Genomic DNA, 19,666 nt, shown 5'->3' on the forward strand with positions numbered 1-19,666 from the left:
AGTTACTTGAGAGGCCCGGTGCGGGCTCCCTCAAATGATGATTGTTAAGCTGTGCCGTAAGAGAATGAGCCATCAGTGTGGGGGCCTGCATTCGCTTGAATGTCGCCCATGACCTCAGCCATAAAGCTATTTAAAATCAATACCGAGTCATTGTAATGAGGACCCGGCAGTGGTTTCATCCTGGCTGTTAGATAACCGGCTTTCATAATCATCTGCTTCAGTATGCGATGGTTTGAGTGAAAATCCATATTATGGATGTTGGAAGACATAGCGTCCTCCTTTCAAATTGCGGGCAAGGGCAGTTCAGCCCGCGTCAGCTGAGCCCGTATTCAATCAAAAGCTGACAACCTATGGTGGACGGACTGCACGCGAATAGCAAGCGGACAATTAAGGTCACTTAAGGGCAAACCGTACTTTGTACCAACGGCCCTACAATTGATTCATTAGCAGAAGTTTAATTCGTATCAAAAAGAACCCCGCAGCGAAAACCGCGCGGGGTAAGGCTACTGAGCCCTCTCTCCCAAGGGCGACAAAAATTTACCCATCTGGTCAAAAAAGTAAAGCCTCACATGAAGTCAGGCTTCAAACTTTCTGCCTTTCAGGGATGTAGGCCGCCTTCTTCGGCGGCTCGATGGCCGGCGGCCAAAGAGGTTGTCCATCTGGGAAAAAAATCAAAAGGGCCCCGGATTCCTCCAGAGCCCGTTTCGCCTAAGCGGATTGGTTATCTGTGGTAAGATAAGCCACCCCAAATTCTGCCTTCGTCACGATGACGGCCTCCGTGTATGGCTCCGATGTAGGCTGCCACAGCGGCAACGAGAGCAGATGCTGCAAGCAGGAATGCAGTGAGAATGCCAGTTATTCTGGCCTTTTCAGCAGTTTCAGCCGCTTGAGCCTTTACTTCTTCAGCAGCTTTCTCGGCCTGTGCTTGAGCGTCGGCGAGTGCCTTCTTTGCTTCTTCCACTTTCGCCTGAGCTTCGGAGCGCAGGGCCTGAACGCGCTCAACGGTCTGGTTCACTCGCGTCTGGGCGTCATTTTGACTAAGTCCCGTCCGCGTGGCGACTTGGTTTGTGAGCCAGGCGCGGTCAGCGTCAGAAATTTCGCCAGTACTAAGCAGGTTTCCCAGAATGCCGCTTATCTGACGTTGGAAATCCGCCAAGTTCTGTGCTTCCTGACCGGCCACAGAGCTTCCTTGGGCGTCTGTGCGCAGCAGGCTATCTGTAAGATAGTCTAATGGGTTGGTTTTCAGTCCTTGCGGCAACATCTGCTCTACGGATGGAGCGGCCGCTTGCCCTGCGCCTTGCGTAAGCCCCGAGACAGCTTGCCCTGCACCTGAAACGATGCCGCCCGCTAACTGACCGGCGCCCTGAGCGGCGCTGCCAACAACTGTACCAGCTGTTTGTACTGCTGTCTCAGCCGCGCTTCCAACCGCTTTTGCGCCACCTGAAATAGCGCTGACGAGTAGTAGCGTGGAAACGATCGTTCCCAAACCCCATACAACCAAGCCGTTCAGGCCGTCCCGAACGGTTAGTTCGTCACGAGTTGCGGTTCCAGCGGGGCGGCGCATTCTTCCGGTGATATATCCGCCGAGCATATAAGAGGCGACCGTCGATATGACGATAAAGAGCGCCGTAATAACGAGCCATACCGTACTTATATCCCCGCCTTCATCGACGGAAAATGAGCTTAAGCCAAGGCCGCCGGCGAATGTGGTCAGGACGGCCATCACACCTGATGCCACTGTAGCGCCAGCAAAGATTGCCGCCCAGTCTACATAGCCGCGATCAGACGTCTTTTCTACGACAGTTGGATCTACCATCAACGTAACCCCAGAAAAGAGAGAATGAACAACACGATGACAACTAGTCCTACTAAATAGATGATAGAGTTCATGTTGATTGTCTCCTTCGCATAGATAAAAAAATGCCCGAAGGTCGGGATTTTAGTGATCGATAGATTGTGCTCTGGAGATGAGAACTCGGCAGCTATTAAAAAGTTTCATTCAGCATGAATTTTATTTATTCTAAAAATACTTAGTCGGGTCGGTGGGCACTGTCCGAACTGCTCACTTCGACTATCGTGTCTCGTTCTTCAACGAATTCCGCAAAGTGTCCATGATGTTAATCATAATCGGCTGGTTCCATATTGGAGTTTGCGGCGGGAAAATGATCTTCTGGATGCCGGAATTGATATTTCTGGTGTGTCAATTTGGCGGCCAATTCTGACATGTAGCCGAGGTCTCGAAGCCCGCTCTCATAAAGCATGATAATTGTGCCAGAGAGATCTATCCCCACATACTCTCTTTCGCTTTCATCGAGCAGGACAACAGCATCGGAATAAATCCGTCGCATAAAGTTCACTTCCTCGATTGTATAAATGCGGCTTCCCTCGCTAAAAAACGGCATGATTAGCCTCCCTTCAGTACTCAACCAAAGCAAAAGCCGTGGGGCATTGATTCAAGTGATATAGGTTAATGCGGAAGGGCCCAGAAGGTTTCTGAAAAGTATGCCCTTGGCGCAGAAAAGGCTATTCCACGGGTGTGATAGGTTCCATTGTGTCATCGCCAGTGTAGCGACTGTTGTTGACCTGGGGCGACACGCGCCACGCTTGCAGTACGTCGTCATTTGCGGGTTTGAGCAAATCTTCACGTGGCTCTGACAACCAGAGGTGCCAGTCCTTCTCGTCCAAGATGACGGGCATTCGGGTGTGAATTTTTGCCATGAAGTCGTTAGCGGCACAGGTGATTATCGTGCAGCTTTTCACCTCTTCGCCGGTGGTTCGGTCGCGCCATGTCTCATGCAGGCCTGCGAAGGTCAGGGGCTTCCCGTCCTTAGCGGAGATGAACCAAGGTTGGCGCGATTCTTTCGGACCCGTCCATTCAAAAAAGCCAGAGGCCGGGATAAGACAACGGGTGCTTTTAAAGGCGGAGCGAAACATAGGCTTGCTGGCGATCTCTTCAGATCGAGCGTTGAAAGTAGCTGGAACACTCTTCAAATCCTTCGACCACCAGTTGGGCACGAGCCACCAACGCATTTCTGAATAGTCGAGTGCGCCGTCTTTCTGCGTTATGACGCCCACCTGCGTGGTCGGCGCGATATTGTAGCGAGGCTGGATATTCCGAGGCGTAACTGCCGTCAGATTGTACATCGCGTGGATTTCAGCCCACGTATAGGTCTGGGTAAATCGTCCGCACATGCGCGCCTCCGGTTGCTGGAAATGTAGTGCGCTTATTGTTTTCGTCCAGCCAGCGCGAAATACGGCGGATGGCGTATTTAATCTACAAGCCTGAATTGGTTGAATGTACTCCAACCTTCCGCAGGGGAAGGGAATATTGGAGGGTGCTATGAAATTTGCAATTATCGCGATGGCTTTACTCTTGGCTGGGGCATCTACAGCGTCGGCTATGGCTAGCTGGAAGCCAGAAAGTCACTGCCGTACCGGCAAAGGATGCAAGACTGGAAGGTAATTCCAATGGGCGCCTGTGAACGGGCGCCTATTTCTTTCTGCCAGCCAGCGCGTCTTCGCCTTCCTGTTTATGCTCACGGCAAAACCAGAGCTGTCCAAAGGCCGTCTTGTAGCCAAACGAACCCCACGCTTTGCAGCCCTTCGAATCACAGTAGTGCTCAAAAAGCTTGCCGCCTTTGGTTGCGACGGTGTTCTCGCTCTTATATCCGCTCATTTTATCTCGGTGCCTTTGTTATCCCGAATTGAGCATCGCCCTTGGCCGTGCAGGCCTTGCACCGCATTCGAGGGTGCAGATCCACGAAATAGGTGTGCGTACCGAACTTTCGCAGAATGATGGTTCTGTCTACGGACCCGATATGGCCGCATCGGCAGCAATAGCCGTAAAGCTCGTACCAGCCGAACAGATCCATTATCCGTGCCGAAGCAGGCATTTCCTTCAAGAAGGTCGGTCTTATTCTCATTTCTCAAAATACGTCTCCCACGGCTTGGAAGACTTGTCGTGCGGGTTATGTGCCTTGCCGCCATAAAGCCGGATGAATTCTTGCTGGCCTTCCTCGGTCTGGAACATGGCCGCGCTGAAATCTTTCTTATCGTGATACACACTTCTCCATAGCCGATACCCGCCTAATCTCTCCCGGTCGTTCAACATCTGAACGAGGTTTGTTCGGTGCCAATCTGTGAGGTAAAGCACGACTTGAAACGGATATTCTTTGTTGATGAGCGTCTTAGGCGGCTCACCGCGTGACCTGCCGCTCATTTTACGAACACCGTCGGCTTCCATTCGCGGGCAAAGCCCATCGACATTGCGAGGCTAGTATATTCGATTTCCTTCACCAGAAAATCGCGGTCTTTCAGCAAGGTCTCTATTGCAGCTCGCACGTCACCGTCATGGAAGGCGAGTAAGCAGGAATATGTGGTCGTATAGACCGATATCGAACATCGTCAGTCTCGGTCTCGTTCTGCCCAAGCCGTGAATCCGATGAGCGCGAACAGCGACACGATCATTGTGCCAATGAACCATACAAACCAGCTCATACCGGGTTCCTCCGGCGACCAAACAACCCCGACCGGCAAAAGTTCATCCGACTTACGCAAATTGAACGAAAAACCCCGGCGACGCGGCGCGATACCGGGGTTATGTCGTCAGCGCACTTCGAGCACTTCGCCCGTGCGGCGGTCTATCACAACGCGCATATCGTCATTTCGACGGTCCACGCCCCGAACAACATACACGTTTCGACGTCGTGACACGCTTTCGACTTCATCCATACCCTCGTTGCGTGCAATTCTCGCGGCTCTACGCTCGCTTATCTCGTCGCCGTAACCGCGTCGATCACGATCCATGCGCCGGTTATCGTCTGGATTGACCTGAATCCCGTTGGGTCCGATTTCGATGCTTTGGGCCTGTGCTGGAACGGTCGCCACAAGCGCTGTCACCATCACCGCTGCGATTGTCGAAAACTTATACATGGCACCTATCCTTATCTCGCGCCCGCCGTGCAAATGAACGGCCAGACCCGCCTGTGGTTCCTGTTGGCGCGGTCAACTCTTTATAACGGGGCGATATATTGATCGTTGCGCTGTTGGGCGTGGCGCGGTGCAGCGTCCATGAGAACGACAACGGGGCGAGAGGCATAAGTGGTGTTGAAATTATGCCTCTCGCGGGGGCGGGCAATTGCTTAGGCTGCCCGGCTCGGGACTTAATACTCACGTGTTTTAGCTGCAACTTTTAAACGCATAGCGTGTGTCTTATTCGATCAGAACGGGACATTTCTGGCACGATTAGACAAGAAAGGGGGCCAGTCCGCTGCTTGTGCCGCAGAAAGGCCCGAGCGGATGAATAAAAAACCCCGGACAAGCCGGGGTTTCAAGCTACTGCCGCCGTCTGGTATCCCAGAAAAGCATCGATACGACCCAGAGAAACGCAAAGAGGATCGTTCCCTCAATCAGAAAATACCAATGCATTGCCATTCCCTCATACAGGAACGCGGCCACCGCCATTGCCATGCGAAATCATCCACGGCATGGCGGCTTCAGGTTTTTCGAGAATATTTCGCTTTCGCGCAAATCCTTCAAATGCGTTTTGCGCCACGATCAGCGGCTTTTGTCCGCTGTGAGCGTCGCAACAGGCGCTCCATGCCACTTCATAGATGATATCGCGATCATCCTGTGGCCATTCATAAAGAAAATCGATTGCGTCGATCGGGCCTGCAATCTCCCTGATTAGAAATTTGCCGTCCTTCACAAAAACAGGACTGTCAAACAAACGGTCGCTCATCGGAACCTCCATTTGATCGAACGATAAAGTTGGAATGACGGCTTCGATTTAGTAATCGCTCCGACGGTTTCAAGAACCCCACAGCATGAATTTCAGCAAAACTCAGCGCGCAAAACAGCACGCTTCGCAGATGCGAGGCGCGTGTTTTTTAGCGACTATAAGAGGCGGCAGGCTTCAGCTGCAGAGGGGCGCGGACCTGCTGCATGTGCAGATCAGTTTGTTGGCAAGCAGCGCGCTTATTTTCTTCGTTCAGCCATGTCGAAATACGACAGATGACGTATGGCGTTTCATCCGGCTTTGTCGTCCTCTGTGTCAAGATCGTGCACGTCACCTGCACGGTCGTTTCTGTGTTTGGCGAATTGCTGGCGAGACCAGCAGAGGAGGGCATATGAAAGCCATAGCGATAATAGCAATCGGATCGATGATGGTGTCTGGCACTGCGCTTGCTGCGGCACCGGTCGTGGGCGCACAAAAACCTGCGGTAGCGACCAGCAAGGAAAACGGTAAGCCTGTTTTGCTGGCGGTCGGACCGACGCGAAATATAGGTCCAGGCAAAATATTTGGTACCAAAGGCGCTTAGCAGAGGCATTTGCCCCGGTTGACAGCGGGGCAAGTCTTCTATGGCCCCATTCGTATACCAACGGCATTGCAGCGGGATTGGACAATCCCGCCGTGAAGCCGTTGTCGCTTGCGCGAAATCTCGCTAAATATGGGGCCACAAACGGGTGCACTTATGGGTGCACAAATATCGGATCGTGTTTGTAGGACCTCGCAATGATTGGATGCCTGCCGCCGCTTATCCTGCTGATTTTAGGGGCTGGCATTGGGGCATTGATCGGCGGCAACACCGATGCCGTCTATGGCGGTTTGATTGGTTTGGCGATCGGCCTCGTCGTAATGATCGTTCTCATCTGGATTCTGATGAAGGCCCGCAACCGATAGGCTCAGAGGCGCGCGTCGTCCTCATGTGCGCGCACTGGTGATAGCCTTTCATGGGCGCAGAAATAGTGAACTATCTCTGGCAGTTTTCTGTGCAATATTAAAAATATAACTATGCGTCATCTGTTACAGGAGTGGCGCATGCAGCGTATCGTTTTATCAATATTCTTATTGTTTTTAAATTTTCCTTTGGCCAATGCTGCGGACAAGGCCGCGGGGGTTCAATATACAAATATAGACAAAAGCTTCACCTTTTTAGGCGGTGTCGGCTACGCTTGGGTCAAGGCGGACGAAATCGTCTACAATGGCGGAAACCGCATGAGCCATTTGTTTTGGCAGTCGCAAATGCCTGTGCTGACCGGCGCTTTCAGGGCCGATCCCATGAAAAATATAACTGTGGTTGGCCGTGTGAAAATCGGGCTGGGTGGCACCCACAAGATGGAAGACTACGATTGGTTAGCGCCATATTTGAAAAGTTATGATTTTGATGACTGGACAGATCGTTCGGTTAGCGATGAGACAGATCTGGATCGTTACATCAATCTGGATATTGCCGTTGGGCATGATTTCGAGATCAATCAACATAACGTCTTCAATCTGCATGGCGGGTTCAAATATACGAATGTGAAATGGACCAGCGGTAACTCGCAATATGTCTACAGCGAAGAGGGATTTCGCGATAAAACGGGCGTCCTCTCTGGGAAGGGGATCAGCTACGAGCAAAGTTTGCCAGCGCTGTTTGTGGGCGGCGAATGGCGTTCAACATTCGAAAAATGGTCTTTTTCGTTGCTGGGGCGCGTAGGAGCAACTGTCGCTGCCAAGGACATCGACGATCATTGGCACGGGGATAAGCGTTTTACTGATACGTTCGGAAGCCGGGCGTTTCTGGATACGCAGGCCGAAGTCGCTTATGCCTTTACCGAGCGCACAAATGTCTATCTCTCGGCGGCTTATGAAAAATACTTCCGCATGAGGGGCGACACGATGATGGAAAACAGAACAACGGGGGAGGTTAAGAGCTTCCCCGATGATGCAGGCGCCGGCTTGCAGGCGTTCACGCTTGGCGGCGGCCTGAAAGTCAGTTTCTAACATTGCAAAAAGAAAATCGGCCAGAGTTTTGCTCTGGCCGATTTTTAGAAACACTGAGGCTTGCGGCTTACCGGCCAGCGAGAATGCCAGCGATGATTCCCGTTGCCGTGGTGACCAGCAGGAACTGGTTGTCAACCTTCACCCAGCGCTGGCCCGGACCCGGACGGCGCAGACCATAACGCTTGTAGTCGCGCACTTCCGGCTGGCGGCGCCAGTCATTGTAGCGCTGGCCCTTGGACCAATGCTGACGGCCATGGTCGCGCGGGTCTTTACGACCGAATTCCTTGCCATGCGGCGGACGCGGCTTCTGGTCCATGCGGTGCGGACCCGGCTTGCGCTGATAATCCTGCGCCTGTGCGGCCAGCGGTGCGCCGATGAAGGAAAGGGCTACGGCTGCAAGAATGACTTTTTTGAACATCATGTTCTCCTTTGCTGTTGGGTGGACACTATTGGGAGACGAATGAACGGAAGATGAATGTCTGCATTTTGAAACATTAAATAAAATCAATGTGATATTAACGCTTTGTTAACCATGGCTTTATGCGCTTGGGCATACCGCCAAATGGAAACAGAGCCACTTGACCTCAGCGCAATGCGAACGTAATAGTATTACGACGGTTCCCCGACCGAGAGTGAAGGGGATTAATAGGGAACACGGTGAGGACGACCCGAAAAGGGACCGAGACCGTGGCTGCCCCCGCAACTGTAAGCGGATTGCTGTTCATCCTCGTGACGCCGACGGGCGTCATGCCACTGTGTTCAACCGGCGAAAGCTGAAAGACACGGGAAGGCAGATGGAAGCGATTATCTGCAAGCCAGGAGACCTGCCGTCATAGGGCCTTTGGGCCATCATTATCCATTGTCACGGGCGGGGATGCCCGGAGCAGGAGCAGGTTATGACAGCACATCGCGCCGCAAGGCGCTTTCTTTCATCGTCATCCATATCCCCGGATATCTCCGTTTGCTCACGGCGTCTTATCGCCGTCGCTTGCTGACGTGGCCATTTCTCTCACCATTTCGGGGTTTCCCATGACATTGCACGGCAAGACGTCGTTTCGCATCGCTTTATGCGCTCTTTTTCTGTTTGCAGGCGCGCCAGCACTGCAGGCGGCGGAAACGCAATATCCGCTGACGCTGAAGAACTGCGGACGCGACGTTACATTCAAACAGGCCCCGACGCGCGCGGTGGCTGTCGGTCAAAGCAGCACGGAGATTTTGTACAGCCTTGGTCTGGGTGACAAGGTGGTCGGTACGGCGGTGTGGTTCGGCCCGGTACTGAAAGGCTTTGAAGAGGTCAACGCCAAGGTCAAGCGACTGGCCGATAACGACCCGAGCTTCGAAAGCGTACTGGCGCAGAAACCCGATATTGTGACGGCGGATTTTCAATGGCATGTCGGGCCGAATGGCATTGTCGCCAAGCCGGAGCAGTTCGAGGAACTGGGTATCCCGGCCTATACCTCGCCTTCGGATTGTGTCGGCAAGGATAATTCCGGCGGCGGCGACGGCGTGCGCACGGCCGCTTTCACCATGGATATCGTCTATCAGGAAATCGGCGAGCTGGCCGCAATCTTCAACGTGCAGGATCGCGGTGAAAAGCTCATTGCCGAGCTGAAAGGGCGCGAAGATGCGGCGCGCCGCAAGATTGGCGCCAGCGGGGCCAAGCTTTCCGCTGCGGTGTGGTTTTCCAGCACGCAGATTGACGCCGATCCCTATATCGCCGGAAAATTCGGCGCTCCGGCCTATATCCTGTCGGCGCTCGGCATCAGGAATGTGGTCGACAGCCAGGAAGAATGGCCGACCATCGGCTGGGAAACCATCGCCAAATCTGGCCCGTCGATGATCGTGGCAGCAAAACTCGATCGTCGCCGCTATCCGGCGGACGATATTGCCGTGAAGCGCAAATTCCTCGAAAGCGATCCGGTGACAAGCCTGATGCCTGCAGTCAAGGACGGCCACGTCTTCGACATGGATGCGCAGTCGATGAGCACCTCGCTGCGGGTGATTGAGGGCATCGAAACGCTGGCGGCGGCCATCGCTGCCTCGGACCTCAACAAATGACGGCATTGGTAGCCATAGGAAGGCTTCCGTTCAGCAACAAGCTGAGCGCCGGGGTTCTGGCGCTCATCCTGCTGCTTGCCGCCTTGTGGCTGGGCGCAGCGATTGGCGAAACCGCCATACCGCTCGATGTGGTGGCGAAGACCGTCGCCAACCGCCTGTGGCATGCAGGCTATGTGCTCGATCCCATCGATGAGGGCATTGTGTGGAGCTATCGTCTCAGCCGTGCCGTGGTGGCGGCATGCTGCGGGGCGGCGCTGGCGCTTTCCGGCGTCGTGCTGCAATCGCTGCTGCGCAACTCGCTGGCTGATCCGTATATTCTGGGCATTTCCGCCGGGGCCTCGACCGGGGCTGTCAGCGTCGCCATTCTTGGCATCGGCGCTGGCGTTCTCACTTTGTCGCTTGGCGCATTCATCGGGGCGATTTTTGCCTTTGTGCTGGTGTCGCTGCTGGCGTTGAAGGCGGGGCGGGGCAACAGCGCGATCATTCTGGCCGGTATTGCCGGATCGCAGCTTTTCAACGCGCTGACCTCGTTCATCGTGACCAAGGCGGCCAATGCCGAGCAGGCGCGGGGCATTATGTTCTGGCTGCTTGGCAATCTGTCCGGCGTGCGTTGGCCGGATGTGACGCTGGCGCTGCCTGCTTGCCTGATCGGGCTGGTGGTCTGCCTGTGGCATGCGCGTGCGCTCGACGCCTTCACTTTCGGCGCAGAATCCGCTGCTTCGCTCGGCATTCCAGTGCGGCGTGTTTATGCCGTGCTTATTGGCGCAAGCGCCATGATGACGGCGGTTATGGTCTCCATTGTCGGGTCCATTGGCTTTATTGGCCTTGTCATTCCCCATGCGGCGCGGATGGTGGTGGGTGTCCGGCATGGCGTTTTGCTGCCCACATCCGCTTTGATCGGCGCGATCTTCATGATCGCAGCAGACATCGTGTCGCGCATCATCGTGCCGGGACAGGTGCTGCCCATCGGTGTGGTGACGGCGCTGGTCGGCGCTCCGGCCTTTGCGCTGCTGCTTGGGCAAAGGAGGGCGCGGGCATGATGCTGTCGGCACAGAATCTTTCATGGTCGGCAGGCAGCGTCGAAATCCTGCGCGGCGTTTCGCTCGATGTGATCGAGGGCGAGTTTCTCGGCATTATCGGGCCGAACGGTTCCGGTAAGACCACGCTTCTATCGCTGCTTTCAGGTCTGAAGCGCCCGCGCAGCGGTACGGTTTATCTCGGCGAGGCGCCGATTGAACGCTTCAACCGCCGCGAGATTGCGCGCTTGCTGGCGCTGGTCGAACAGCAGGCGGAAACGACCGAGCGCATCACCGCCCGGCAGGCAGTGGAGCTTGGGCGCACGCCTTATCTCGGTACGCTTTCACCATGGTCTGCGGAGGATGACGCCATCGTCGATCAGGCGCTTGCGCATGTGGACATGTCGCATCTGGCCAAACGCAACTGGCACACATTGTCGGGCGGTGAACGCCAGCGCCTGCATATTGCCCGCGCTCTGGCGCAGCAGCCGCGCATCCTGTTGCTGGACGAGCCGACCAATCATCTCGATATCGGCCACCAGATCGGCCTTCTCGATCTCGTCCGGCGTCAAAGTCGAACGATAGGCCTGACGGTAGTGGCAGCGCTGCATGACCTCAACCATGCGGCCATGTTCTGCGACCGCATTGCGGTGATGGACAGGGGGCGTCTGGCGGCGCTGGGCGCGCCGCGAGAGGTTTTAACCGTGGAACGCATTCGCTCCGTGTTCGGTGTCGATGTGGAGGTCGAGCATAGCGGCGAGCGCGGCTGTCATATCCGTTACTGCGCCTGCGCCGCCTGACGGCTTACAGCGCCGCTTTCAACCGGCGCTGTTCCAGACCGAGCCCCAGCTCTTCCGCCCGCGCGATGATGGGCGCAAAGCGGCGCTGCTTCTTTTCCTCGTGATTGGAAGCAATATCGGCGATGCGATGCTTCAGGAACGGGTTGAGAAAACGATTGCGCACGGAAACCACATAGGCTTCCGCTTCCGCGCCAAGCCCGTCTGCTGCGAAAACCGGTAGCACTTCCTCACGCCACAGGGCTTCCAACTCGCTGCGGATGGTTTCATCCTGCATGGCTTCCAGCACGATTTCGTCTTTCGGGCGATTGCCCTTCAGCCAGCGTTCGGCAATGAAACTATGGCCGAGATTGAGCAGATAAAGCTTCAACCGCTCATAGCGCGCCAGATCGTCGGTGACGACGATATCCTTGTGACGGCATGGCAGCGTCTGACCGTCAGCCTGTTCGATAGCCCAGATCGCATAGGGTTCGGCGATGGCGCCGACCGGTTCGATGGCCTCGGAGACGATGCGGTCCACCAGACTATTGGCAAAGATGCATCGCGTTTCCAGCCAGTGGGCAAAGCTGTCCGGCAGTTTCCAGTCCTGCGTCAGCCTGATCAGAATTGCGCGCAGCTTGTCGCCATTGCGGGAGATCAGCTCGCACGGAAAAATCGAGAGCGGTGCATCCGGGTTGTTCTGCCAGCGATTGTGCAGCAGCACGAGCAGCTTGGCCGGAAAGCTTTTCGGCAGGGTCAGCGGATTGGCGATGAGCGATGCGTCGTCGCTTGCATCCAGCTCATAACCCCTGTCGCCGGTGTTCGAGAGGATCACCTGGACCGTCGCGCCGAGATCGAGAATCGCGGCCCAGTCGGTATGCGCGGAATAGGCAGCGGTCACGCCCCTGGCGTTGTGCTCTGTTTTCGACGGCTTGCCATCGACCAGACCACGGATCACGACCGGATAACCCTTGCCCTCGTTCAGTGCGGCGATGCGTTGCGCGCTTTGCGGATTGGAGGTGGTCTGCACCACGGCAATCGTGCCGATTGCATCGCCCGTTGCCAGCGCTTCGGCGACGAAGAAATCGGCATGGGCGAGCAGAAAACGGCTGGTGCCGAACTGAAGAATCACTGGCTTGTCTTGCATGGAATGCTCCCGAATTTGCAGGTCACAACTAAGCAATCCGCACTAAATTGGTCAAGCCAATAGGCTTTATAGCCCAAAAATAGCGTTGAACTTTTCGGTGGTACTGCGCGATTTGCCGCATTTTCGCACCGATTCAGGCATATTGCGCTTGGGGCTGACCGGAATTATGGTAAGGCCAATTTGGGAGCGACGATGAGCGACTTTGCGGCCACAGCGGAACCCCGCAGGCTTTACCAGCAGATTGCCGACCGGGTGAGAGGTCTCATTCAGGCCGGGCAGTTTCCGGCGGGAAGCAGGCTTCCGGCTGAGCGCGAGCTTGCCCAGCAATTGGGCGTGTCGCGCCCGTCGCTGCGCGAGGCGCTGATCGCTCTCGAAATTGCCGGCAATGTCGAAATCCGTATGGGTTCCGGCATTTATGTCAGCGCCGAGCCGGAAAAGCGCGTTGTGACGCAAGGCGTTTCGATCGGCGAAAGCCCGCTTGAAATCATGCAGGCGCGCGAGTTGATCGAAGGCAGTTTGGTGGTGATGGCCTGTGCGCGCATGACGCCGGAGACCTTGGCTGCCTTGCGCGCCACGCTCGACGAAATGCGCGCCCAGGTGCATGTCGACCGCCGGGCGATGGAGCTTGACCGGCAGTTTCACCTGTTGCTGGCCGAACAGGCAGGCAATTCGGTGGTGGTACGAATTATCCGCGATCTCTTCGATGAGCGGCACAGCCCGCTGACGTCGCAGATCAGAACACGGTTTGAGAATAACGATACGTGGGTTCTGGCTTTGGCAGAACACGAAATCGTCTATGCAGCGCTGGAGGCGAGGAATCCGCTTCAGGCGCAGGCGGCCATGCGAACGCATCTGGAGCAATCCAAGCAGCGTTGGATGGATAACGAGCCGCGCGACAGGTCGCCTATAGCGACATGACCGCGACGACATGAATTGGGAGTGAGGTCAGACCCATGAATATTTCCGTTTCTCCGGCTGCCGCAGCGCCGGTCATTCTCTTGCATACGTCCGACGATGTCGCGGTTGCGCGTATTTCCGTTCGTGCTGGCGACCCCATCGGTCTGGAAGGCATCAATGCACGCGAACTGATCGGACGCGGCCACAAGGTGGCGATCCGCGCCATTCCAGAAGGCAAGGAAGTTCTGAAATACGGACAGGTCATCGGCGTTGCCACCAAGGACATTGCGCCCGGCGAGCATGTGCATCTGCAAAACCTCGCCATGCTGCCTTCCGAACATGAACACCAGTTCTCCATCGATATCGAAGAACGCGGCATGTTGCCGGAAGCCGAACGCCGCCATTTCATGGGCTATGATCGCGGCGCTGGTGGCGTGGGCACGCGCAACTATATCGGCGTCATTTCCTCGGTGAACTGTTCGGCCACCGTGTCGCGCTATATCGCTGACTATTTCAACCGCATGGGCGGTCTCGACGGATTCGACAATGTGGATGGCGTTGTGGCGCTGACCCATGGCAGCGGTTGCGCGCTCAACACCAAGTCTGAAGGCTATCGCCTTTTGACCCGCACCATTCAGGGTTATGCCAAGCACCCGAATTTCGGCGGTATCCTGCTGATTGGCCTTGGCTGCGAAACGAACCAGATCGCGCCGATCCTTGAACATTACCGCATGGAAGAAGGCTCGCGCCTGCGCACCATGACGATTCAGCAGCATGGCGGCACACGCAAGACCATTGATCATGCGATTGCCGAGATCAAGGAAATGCTGCCGCTGGTCAATTCGGCGGTGCGCACCAAGCAGCCGTTGTCGAAGCTGAAAGTGGCTCTGGAATGCGGCGGCTCGGATGGTTATTCCGGCATTTCGGCCAATCCGGCGTTGGGCTATGCCTCTGACCTGATCGTGCGTAATGGCGGCACGACGGTTCTGGCTGAAACGCCGGAAATCTATGGTGCAGAACATCTTTTGACGCGCCGCGCCGTGACGCCTGCGGTGGCGGAAAAGCTGCTGCAGCGCATCGACTGGTGGCGTGATTACACGGCGCGCAATGGCGACGAACTCAATAATAATCCATCGCATGGCAACAAGCTTGGCGGCCTGACCACCATTCTGGAAAAGTCGCTCGGTGCCGTTGCCAAGGGCGGCTCGATGCCGCTCAAGGCGGTCTATGAATTTGCCGAAACCATCACGGAGCCCGGCTTCGTCTTCATGGATACGCCGGGCTATGATCCGGTTGCCGTGACAGGACAGGTGGCGGGCGGCTGCAATGTCATTTGCTTCACCACGGGCCGTGGTTCGGTTTCCGGCTTCAAGCCCTCGCCCTGCATCAAGATCGCCACGAATTCCGAAATGTACGAGCACATGAAGGAAGACATGGATATCAATTGCGGTGGCATCGTCACCGGCGAGGAAACCATTGAGGAATCCGGCACGCGCATCTTCGAATATATCATCGCGGCCGCCTCCGGCGAAAAGACGCTGAGCGAAATCTACGACTATGGCGACAATGAATTCGTGCCATGGCAGGTCGGCGCCGTTACCTGATCCGCATCTTTCAATCTGTAACCGACAGGAATATCCGATGGTCAAAGCTCTGCGTATCGAGAGCGAAAACGTTACCCGCTTCGCCGAAATCGACGAAGCGCCGCTGCTCCCCGGTCATGTGCGCGTCAAGGTGCGCCATGTCGGCCTGTGCGGCAGCGATTTGAACACCTTCAAGGGTCTCAATCCGCTGGTGCAGCTGCCGCGCATTCCCGGCCATGAAATCGGCGGCGAAATCATCGAGGCCGGTGCGGGCGTCAGTGCGGCCTATGCCGCAGGCAAGCGCGTCATCGTGCTGCCCTATACGAATTGCGGCGAATGCTCGTCCTGCCGCAAGGGGCGTCTCAATGCGTGCCGCTACAACAAGACGCTCGGTGTGCAGCAGAATGGCGGTCTGGCCGACCAGATCGTGCTGCCAGCCGAAAAGCTGATCCTCAACGATACGCTGGAACCACGCCATTTGGCGCTGGTCGAGCCACTTTCGGTCGGTTTCCATGCGGTTGCTCGTGGCCGCGTCGAGGCGGGCGATACGGTTGCGGTGCTTGGCTGCGGCATGATCGGCATGGGTGTGCTGATCGGTGCCGTGGCGCGCGGCGCAAAGGTCATCGCCATCGATCCGAGCGCTGAAAAGCGCGAGCTGGCGCTGCAATTCGGTGCCACGCATGTTCTGGCGAGCGGCGAGAATGTGGTGCAAAAGGTCATGGAACTGACCGGCGATGACGGCGTCGATGTCGCTTTCGAAGCGGTCGGCCTGCCCATCACTTTCACGCAGGCCGTCGATCTTGCGGGCTTTGCGGGACGTGTGGTCTATGTCGGCTACTCCAAGGCACCTGTCACCTACCAGACCCAGTTCTTCAATCTGAAGGAACTCGACATCATGGGCTCGCGCAATGCGACGCTGACCGATTTCGAGGCAGTGGTTTCGCATCTGGAGAAGCTTGGTGCCGATGCCGACAAGCTGATTTCAAAGGTGTTCCCGTTCGAGGAAGCCGAACAGGCGCTGCCCTATTGGGATGGCGACCGCAATGTGCTGAAAATCGTGATCGAGCGGGCGTAAGCCGTCGCAAATCGAATAAAGGGGAGCCGGTCTGGCTCCCTTCTTATGCGCTAGGAAAAGGCACGAAGGTGCTCTTTCAGAACACGTGCCGCTAGCAGTAAACAGCGCACACTATATTCTTGAAAACTATACTTCCAACACAGACCAGGAGTCCGTCTGGTTTGCGTGTTCGGAATCCGCAAGCGCTGGATAATAACGTCCTTGCGCATCGATATATTCAATTAGCTTCTGTCTTTTATTGGAATGATATATTCTAAATAAATTTGTACCATCGATTTGATCAAATTCAAATACAATTGGATTATGAAGATGCTCGGGTGCACCCTGCAGAGTGGTGTAATCCACGTCATTTTCGGTAAATTCATCTAAGTGACATATCCAAGCGGCTGTGCCAATTAGTTTTAGTGAAAACGAGCCAGTATCAATTCGATTGTGGTTGGGCGATAGCTGCCATATTGAGCGTTTATCAACTTCTTCGCTGTATTCCTCCAGTGTGGCTCTGTGTATTCCCATTTTGCCAGATGGAGTCAGCGTTAATACATTTTTACTATAGTTATTTTTGATGCGATATAGCATTCTAATTTTCCTCTAGAAAATAATTATGAAAAAATTATTTAAACCGTACGAGTAATGTACTGGTGCATTTTAAAAGCTGAAACTGTAAATAAAGCGGGTAAAGAGCATACCGTTGCTGTCAGCTTCGGTTGCCATTGTAGATGTCGCAGCTGATGGCATATTTGTCGCACGCCGTTCGTGCAATTGAGTGGCGAAGGACTACTATTGTCCTCATGCTGGCCGACTTCGACCTACTTAAATAATGCCCCGGCCAGCCTGCATATTTCGTCGCGCAACCTTTCAAAAAAGCATTAAAGGGGATGGGTGCGCTTGGATGAATTCACGGCTGTGGGTGGACATGTCGGGAAATGACCTATATAGAATCAGGCAATCTTTCGCTAATCATTCGGTGCGAACCGTTCGCGGTTCACAGATTGTGTGTGCGCGATTCGCGCTGGAATGAAGTCATATCAATCTTGAAAAGGAGATTAAGTCCGCCAGCACAGCGGGGTTAAACTTAATGCATGGTATTTTATACAAGGATGAAAGTATGAAGTCGCCGGCTAAGACAAAGATAAGCTTGAATGGCGTGTTTAAAGTCTTCGGCGACGACCCGAAGCGTGCAATGGAAGCGTTGCGCGCAGGCAAGTCAAAAGCGCAGATTTACAGCGATCTCGGGGCCACAATCGGCGTCGATGATGCAAGTTTCGATATTTATGAAGGCGAAGTATTCGTCATCATGGGTCTGTCCGGCTCCGGCAAATCGACCCTCCTGCGCCTGCTCAACCGGCTTATCGAACCGACCGCCGGATCCATCGAAGTGGAAGGCCGCGATATCGTCAAAATGACGAAGCGCGAGCTGATCGATCTTCGCCGCCGCGACATGAGCATGGTTTTCCAGTCATTCGCGCTGTTGCCCAATCGTTCGGTGCTGAACAACGCCGCCTTTGGCCTTGAAGTGGCCGGGATGGGCGAAGCCGAGCGCCACGCCAAGGCGTTGACCGCGCTCGCAGCCGTCGGTCTCGAACCCTATGCCAACAGCATGCCGGACCAGCTTTCCGGTGGTATGAAGCAGCGCGTCGGCCTGGCGCGGGCTCTGGCCAGCGAGCCGACGATCCTTTTGATGGATGAAGCGTTTTCTGCGCTCGATCCGCTGATCCGCACCGAAATGCAGGATGAGTTGAAGCGCCTTCAGGCCGAGCATAGCCGCACCATCATCTTCGTCAGCCATGACCTTGATGAAGCGATGCGCATCGGCGACCGTATCTGCATCATGCAGCACGGCAAGGTCGTGCAGGTGGGCACGCCGAACGAGATCGTCTCGGAGCCTGCCAATGATTATGTCCGGTCCTTCTTCCGCAATGTGGATGTGTCGCGTGTCTTCAAGGCCGCCGACGTTGCCCGCGAGGATGAGCTGATCGTGTTTGAACCCGAACAGCTTGCCACCGCTCTTGAGCGCTTTGACGCCAGCGGCAAAACCTTTGGCGTGCTGGTCGATGCAGACCGCACCTATCGTGGTCTTGTCAGCCGGGATGCGCTGGCCAAAGGCGTCCCCGCCGAGGCAGGAACGCGACTTGACGATGTGGCCGCCATCGAGGCGGAAGCGCCACTGTCGGGCCTCCTGACGCAGGTCGCCGCCAGCCCGTGGCCGATGCCCGTCACCGACCAGCATAACCGCTACGTGGGCGCGATCAGCAAGTCGGCATTGCTTGAAACCTTGGGCCGTGCGGGCTGATTGCTCGCCGCCAATTCGTTCTCGCACGCTTTGTGTGACGCATTTCCAGACGCAAAACCGGTTACCACTTTTGCTGGAAATGCTTCCCACCCAGTCCAGAAATACGGAAATGGACGGTAAAACATGGATTTGAATTTCAGTGTTGGTGGTGCGGCTGATGTTGTGGTCAATTACATTCTCGACCACTTCACGCCTGCACTCGACATAATCGCAGCGACCATCGGTTTTGTGACCGATGGTATTCAAAACGCTCTCATCGCTATTCCACCAGTTGCTGGTGTGGCCATCCTCACCTTGCTCGCGCTGTGGCGCGTGGGCTGGAAGTTTGCGATCTTCACCCTTCTCGCATTGGCGCTCATCATCCACATGGAATTGTGGAGCGGCACAATGGAAAGCCTGTCGCTGGTGCTGGCATCGACCGTCATCGCGGTGGTGATTGGCATCCCGCTTGGCATCGCCATGGCGCGTAGCGACACGGTGGCGTCAGTCGTGCGCCCGGTGCTCGACCTGATGCAGACGATGCCAGCCTTCGTCTATCTTATTCCGGCGGCCATGTTCTTCGGCCTTGGCGCCGTGCCCGGCACGATTGCGACGGTGATTTTCGCCATGCCGCCGGTGGTGCGCCTGACCAATCTCGGCATTCGGCAGGTTCATGCAGAATTCGTCGAAGCGGGTCTGGCCTTCGGCTGCACATCGCGCCAGCTTCTGTTCAAGGTGCAACTGCCGAATGCCATGCCGTCGATCATGGCCGGTGTGAACCAGACGATCATGCTGTCGCTGTCGATGGTGGTCATCGCGTCGATGATTGGCGCGGGCGGCCTTGGAAACACGGTCCTGACCGGCATTCAGCGCCTCAATGTGGGGCTTGGCTTCGAAGGCGGACTGGCCGTGGTCATTCTGGCGGTCATTCTCGACCGGATTACCCAGAGCTTCGGCAAGGGAAATGGCACCGGTTTCTTCAAGAGACTGGCATCGTTGAGAAAGGCGGCGGACCCACAATCCGCCTCATCCTTTCGCAAGCAGGAAGCATGAGACAACCAGAAACAATAACGGGAA

The 19,666-nt window shown here is 55.6% G+C and carries 23 protein-coding genes and 1 riboswitch; of the genes, 11 read left to right on the forward strand and 12 right to left on the reverse strand.

All coding sequences use genetic code 11. The annotated features are described in order from the left end of the window. Positions 1 to 44: 44 nt before the first annotated feature. The 9 genes from WIX40_RS07080 to WIX40_RS07120 form a co-directional block, all read right to left on the reverse strand. Complete coding sequence (locus WIX40_RS07080) at positions 45 to 269, reverse strand: hypothetical protein (protein WP_339439522.1); 225 nt, start codon at positions 267 to 269, stop codon at positions 45 to 47. Positions 270 to 721: 452 nt separating this feature from the next. Next, positions 722 to 1,816: a hypothetical protein gene (locus WIX40_RS07085; RefSeq protein ID WP_339439524.1), complete on the reverse strand. Its 1,095-nt coding sequence runs from the start codon at positions 1,814 to 1,816 to the stop codon at positions 722 to 724. 301 nt (positions 1,817 to 2,117) lie between these two features. Beyond that, positions 2,118 to 2,402: a hypothetical protein gene (locus tag WIX40_RS07090; protein ID WP_109367109.1), complete on the reverse strand. Its 285-nt coding sequence runs from the start codon at positions 2,400 to 2,402 to the stop codon at positions 2,118 to 2,120. 121 nt (positions 2,403 to 2,523) lie between these two features. After that, positions 2,524 to 3,192: an SOS response-associated peptidase gene (locus WIX40_RS07095; protein WP_339439526.1), complete on the reverse strand. Its 669-nt coding sequence runs from the start codon at positions 3,190 to 3,192 to the stop codon at positions 2,524 to 2,526. Between the two features lie 298 nt (positions 3,193 to 3,490). Then, positions 3,491 to 3,676, reverse strand: a complete 186-nt coding sequence (locus tag WIX40_RS07100; RefSeq protein ID WP_109705688.1) for a hypothetical protein — start codon at positions 3,674 to 3,676, stop codon at positions 3,491 to 3,493. A 243-nt stretch (positions 3,677 to 3,919) separates the two neighbouring features. Then, positions 3,920 to 4,243, reverse strand: coding sequence for a hypothetical protein (locus WIX40_RS07105; protein WP_121538173.1), 324 nt, complete (start codon positions 4,241 to 4,243; stop codon positions 3,920 to 3,922). Further along, complete coding sequence (locus tag WIX40_RS07110) at positions 4,216 to 4,341, reverse strand: hypothetical protein (protein ID WP_371834123.1); 126 nt, start codon at positions 4,339 to 4,341, stop codon at positions 4,216 to 4,218. The genes WIX40_RS07105 and WIX40_RS07110 overlap by 28 nt, the downstream gene beginning before the upstream one ends. A gap of 264 nt (positions 4,342 to 4,605) precedes the next feature. Next, positions 4,606 to 4,932, reverse strand: coding sequence for a PepSY domain-containing protein (locus tag WIX40_RS07115; RefSeq protein ID WP_339439534.1), 327 nt, complete (start codon positions 4,930 to 4,932; stop codon positions 4,606 to 4,608). 505 nt (positions 4,933 to 5,437) lie between these two features. Next, positions 5,438 to 5,740 (reverse strand): DUF982 domain-containing protein, encoded by a 303-nt coding sequence (locus tag WIX40_RS07120; protein ID WP_109367117.1) that lies wholly within the window; start codon positions 5,738 to 5,740, stop codon positions 5,438 to 5,440. A gap of 388 nt (positions 5,741 to 6,128) precedes the next feature. Here WIX40_RS07120 and WIX40_RS07125 point away from each other — a divergent pair, with 388 nt between their 5' ends. The 3 genes from WIX40_RS07125 (at position 6,129) to WIX40_RS07135 (ending at position 7,768) form a co-directional block, all read left to right on the forward strand. Further along, positions 6,129 to 6,320, forward strand: a complete 192-nt coding sequence (locus tag WIX40_RS07125; protein WP_109367119.1) for a hypothetical protein — start codon at positions 6,129 to 6,131, stop codon at positions 6,318 to 6,320. Positions 6,321 to 6,514: 194 nt separating this feature from the next. Next, on the forward strand, positions 6,515 to 6,682 hold the full coding sequence (locus tag WIX40_RS07130; RefSeq protein ID WP_167836071.1) for a hypothetical protein: 168 nt from the start codon (positions 6,515 to 6,517) through the stop codon (positions 6,680 to 6,682). 138 nt (positions 6,683 to 6,820) lie between these two features. Further along, on the forward strand, positions 6,821 to 7,768 hold the full coding sequence (locus WIX40_RS07135) for an omptin family outer membrane protease (RefSeq protein WP_339439535.1): 948 nt from the start codon (positions 6,821 to 6,823) through the stop codon (positions 7,766 to 7,768). A 67-nt stretch (positions 7,769 to 7,835) separates the two neighbouring features. Here WIX40_RS07135 and WIX40_RS07140 read toward each other — a convergent pair whose 3' ends face one another. After that, a complete protein-coding gene (locus WIX40_RS07140; protein WP_109367121.1) occupies positions 7,836 to 8,186 on the reverse strand; it encodes an RcnB family protein in 351 nt (116 codons plus the stop codon). A 180-nt stretch (positions 8,187 to 8,366) separates the two neighbouring features. Further along, a riboswitch (cobalamin riboswitch) is annotated at positions 8,367 to 8,614 on the forward strand. 183 nt (positions 8,615 to 8,797) lie between these two features. Here WIX40_RS07140 and WIX40_RS07145 point away from each other — a divergent pair. The 3 genes from WIX40_RS07145 to WIX40_RS07155 are packed head-to-tail and all read left to right on the forward strand — an operon-like array spanning position 8,798 to position 11,642. Then, positions 8,798 to 9,826, forward strand: coding sequence for an ABC transporter substrate-binding protein (locus tag WIX40_RS07145; protein WP_109367122.1), 1,029 nt, complete (start codon positions 8,798 to 8,800; stop codon positions 9,824 to 9,826). Next, positions 9,823 to 10,866 (forward strand): FecCD family ABC transporter permease, encoded by a 1,044-nt coding sequence (locus tag WIX40_RS07150; RefSeq protein WP_339439536.1) that lies wholly within the window; start codon positions 9,823 to 9,825, stop codon positions 10,864 to 10,866. Before WIX40_RS07145 ends, WIX40_RS07150 begins: the two co-directional genes overlap by 4 nt. Further along, a complete protein-coding gene (locus WIX40_RS07155; protein ID WP_339439537.1) occupies positions 10,863 to 11,642 on the forward strand; it encodes an ABC transporter ATP-binding protein in 780 nt (259 codons plus the stop codon). The genes WIX40_RS07150 and WIX40_RS07155 overlap by 4 nt, the downstream gene beginning before the upstream one ends. A gap of 4 nt (positions 11,643 to 11,646) precedes the next feature. Here WIX40_RS07155 and WIX40_RS07160 read toward each other — a convergent pair whose 3' ends face one another. Next, a complete protein-coding gene (locus WIX40_RS07160; protein ID WP_339439539.1) occupies positions 11,647 to 12,765 on the reverse strand; it encodes a mannitol dehydrogenase family protein in 1,119 nt (372 codons plus the stop codon). 192 nt (positions 12,766 to 12,957) lie between these two features. On the opposite strand from WIX40_RS07160, the gene WIX40_RS07165 reads away from it, so the two are divergent. Genes WIX40_RS07165 through WIX40_RS07175 form a run of 3 tightly spaced genes read left to right on the forward strand, consistent with a single transcriptional unit; the run spans position 12,958 to position 16,320 of the window. Continuing rightward, positions 12,958 to 13,683 (forward strand): FadR/GntR family transcriptional regulator, encoded by a 726-nt coding sequence (locus WIX40_RS07165; RefSeq protein WP_339439541.1) that lies wholly within the window; start codon positions 12,958 to 12,960, stop codon positions 13,681 to 13,683. Positions 13,684 to 13,718: 35 nt separating this feature from the next. Continuing rightward, positions 13,719 to 15,266, forward strand: a complete 1,548-nt coding sequence (locus WIX40_RS07170) for a D-arabinonate dehydratase (RefSeq protein WP_339439543.1) — start codon at positions 13,719 to 13,721, stop codon at positions 15,264 to 15,266. A gap of 37 nt (positions 15,267 to 15,303) precedes the next feature. Beyond that, complete coding sequence (locus WIX40_RS07175; protein WP_339439545.1) at positions 15,304 to 16,320, forward strand: zinc-binding alcohol dehydrogenase family protein; 1,017 nt, start codon at positions 15,304 to 15,306, stop codon at positions 16,318 to 16,320. Positions 16,321 to 16,446: 126 nt separating this feature from the next. On the opposite strand, the gene WIX40_RS07180 is transcribed toward WIX40_RS07175, so the two are convergent. Continuing rightward, positions 16,447 to 16,896: a hypothetical protein gene (locus WIX40_RS07180; RefSeq protein WP_339439547.1), complete on the reverse strand. Its 450-nt coding sequence runs from the start codon at positions 16,894 to 16,896 to the stop codon at positions 16,447 to 16,449. Between the two features lie 529 nt (positions 16,897 to 17,425). Between WIX40_RS07180 and proV the strand changes: the two genes are divergently transcribed. Next, entirely contained in the window at positions 17,426 to 18,610 is a 1,185-nt protein-coding gene (proV, locus tag WIX40_RS07185) for a glycine betaine/L-proline ABC transporter ATP-binding protein ProV (protein ID WP_109367964.1), read from the forward strand. A gap of 123 nt (positions 18,611 to 18,733) precedes the next feature. Continuing rightward, positions 18,734 to 19,642, forward strand: a complete 909-nt coding sequence (locus WIX40_RS07190; protein ID WP_339439550.1) for an ABC transporter permease — start codon at positions 18,734 to 18,736, stop codon at positions 19,640 to 19,642. Positions 19,643 to 19,666 lie beyond the last annotated feature (24 nt).

Origin of the sequence: Ochrobactrum teleogrylli (genome assembly GCF_037482325.1) — a bacterium.
Taxonomy (GTDB): Bacteria; Pseudomonadota; Alphaproteobacteria; order Rhizobiales; family Rhizobiaceae; genus Brucella; species Brucella teleogrylli.

What these genes read in the sequence shown, in the direction of transcription:
- WIX40_RS07125 (WP_109367119.1), top strand. Translation starts at nt 6,129, where the DNA reads ATGAAAGCCATAGCGATAATAGCAATCGGATCGATGATGGTGTCTGGC.
- WIX40_RS07140 (WP_109367121.1), bottom strand. Translation starts at nt 8,186, where the DNA reads ATGTTCAAAAAAGTCATTCTTGCAGCCGTAGCCCTTTCCTTCATCGGC.
- WIX40_RS07105 (WP_121538173.1), bottom strand. Translation starts at nt 4,243, where the DNA reads ATGGAAGCCGACGGTGTTCGTAAAATGAGCGGCAGGTCACGCGGTGAG.
- WIX40_RS07155 (WP_339439537.1), top strand. Translation starts at nt 10,863, where the DNA reads ATGATGCTGTCGGCACAGAATCTTTCATGGTCGGCAGGCAGCGTCGAA.
- WIX40_RS07100 (WP_109705688.1), bottom strand. Translation starts at nt 3,676, where the DNA reads ATGAGCGGATATAAGAGCGAGAACACCGTCGCAACCAAAGGCGGCAAG.
- WIX40_RS07130 (WP_167836071.1), top strand. Translation starts at nt 6,515, where the DNA reads ATGATTGGATGCCTGCCGCCGCTTATCCTGCTGATTTTAGGGGCTGGC.
- WIX40_RS07120 (WP_109367117.1), bottom strand. Translation starts at nt 5,740, where the DNA reads ATGAGCGACCGTTTGTTTGACAGTCCTGTTTTTGTGAAGGACGGCAAA.
- WIX40_RS07085 (WP_339439524.1), bottom strand. Translation starts at nt 1,816, where the DNA reads ATGGTAGATCCAACTGTCGTAGAAAAGACGTCTGATCGCGGCTATGTA.
- proV (WP_109367964.1), top strand. Translation starts at nt 17,426, where the DNA reads ATGAAGTCGCCGGCTAAGACAAAGATAAGCTTGAATGGCGTGTTTAAA.
- WIX40_RS07170 (WP_339439543.1), top strand. Translation starts at nt 13,719, where the DNA reads ATGAATATTTCCGTTTCTCCGGCTGCCGCAGCGCCGGTCATTCTCTTG.
- WIX40_RS07080 (WP_339439522.1), bottom strand. Translation starts at nt 269, where the DNA reads ATGTCTTCCAACATCCATAATATGGATTTTCACTCAAACCATCGCATA.
- WIX40_RS07180 (WP_339439547.1), bottom strand. Translation starts at nt 16,896, where the DNA reads ATGCTATATCGCATCAAAAATAACTATAGTAAAAATGTATTAACGCTG.
- WIX40_RS07165 (WP_339439541.1), top strand. Translation starts at nt 12,958, where the DNA reads ATGAGCGACTTTGCGGCCACAGCGGAACCCCGCAGGCTTTACCAGCAG.
- WIX40_RS07150 (WP_339439536.1), top strand. Translation starts at nt 9,823, where the DNA reads ATGACGGCATTGGTAGCCATAGGAAGGCTTCCGTTCAGCAACAAGCTG.
- WIX40_RS07095 (WP_339439526.1), bottom strand. Translation starts at nt 3,192, where the DNA reads ATGTGCGGACGATTTACCCAGACCTATACGTGGGCTGAAATCCACGCG.
- WIX40_RS07175 (WP_339439545.1), top strand. Translation starts at nt 15,304, where the DNA reads ATGGTCAAAGCTCTGCGTATCGAGAGCGAAAACGTTACCCGCTTCGCC.
- WIX40_RS07190 (WP_339439550.1), top strand. Translation starts at nt 18,734, where the DNA reads ATGGATTTGAATTTCAGTGTTGGTGGTGCGGCTGATGTTGTGGTCAAT.
- WIX40_RS07160 (WP_339439539.1), bottom strand. Translation starts at nt 12,765, where the DNA reads ATGCAAGACAAGCCAGTGATTCTTCAGTTCGGCACCAGCCGTTTTCTG.
- WIX40_RS07090 (WP_109367109.1), bottom strand. Translation starts at nt 2,402, where the DNA reads ATGCCGTTTTTTAGCGAGGGAAGCCGCATTTATACAATCGAGGAAGTG.
- WIX40_RS07135 (WP_339439535.1), top strand. Translation starts at nt 6,821, where the DNA reads ATGCAGCGTATCGTTTTATCAATATTCTTATTGTTTTTAAATTTTCCT.
- WIX40_RS07115 (WP_339439534.1), bottom strand. Translation starts at nt 4,932, where the DNA reads ATGTATAAGTTTTCGACAATCGCAGCGGTGATGGTGACAGCGCTTGTG.
- WIX40_RS07145 (WP_109367122.1), top strand. Translation starts at nt 8,798, where the DNA reads ATGACATTGCACGGCAAGACGTCGTTTCGCATCGCTTTATGCGCTCTT.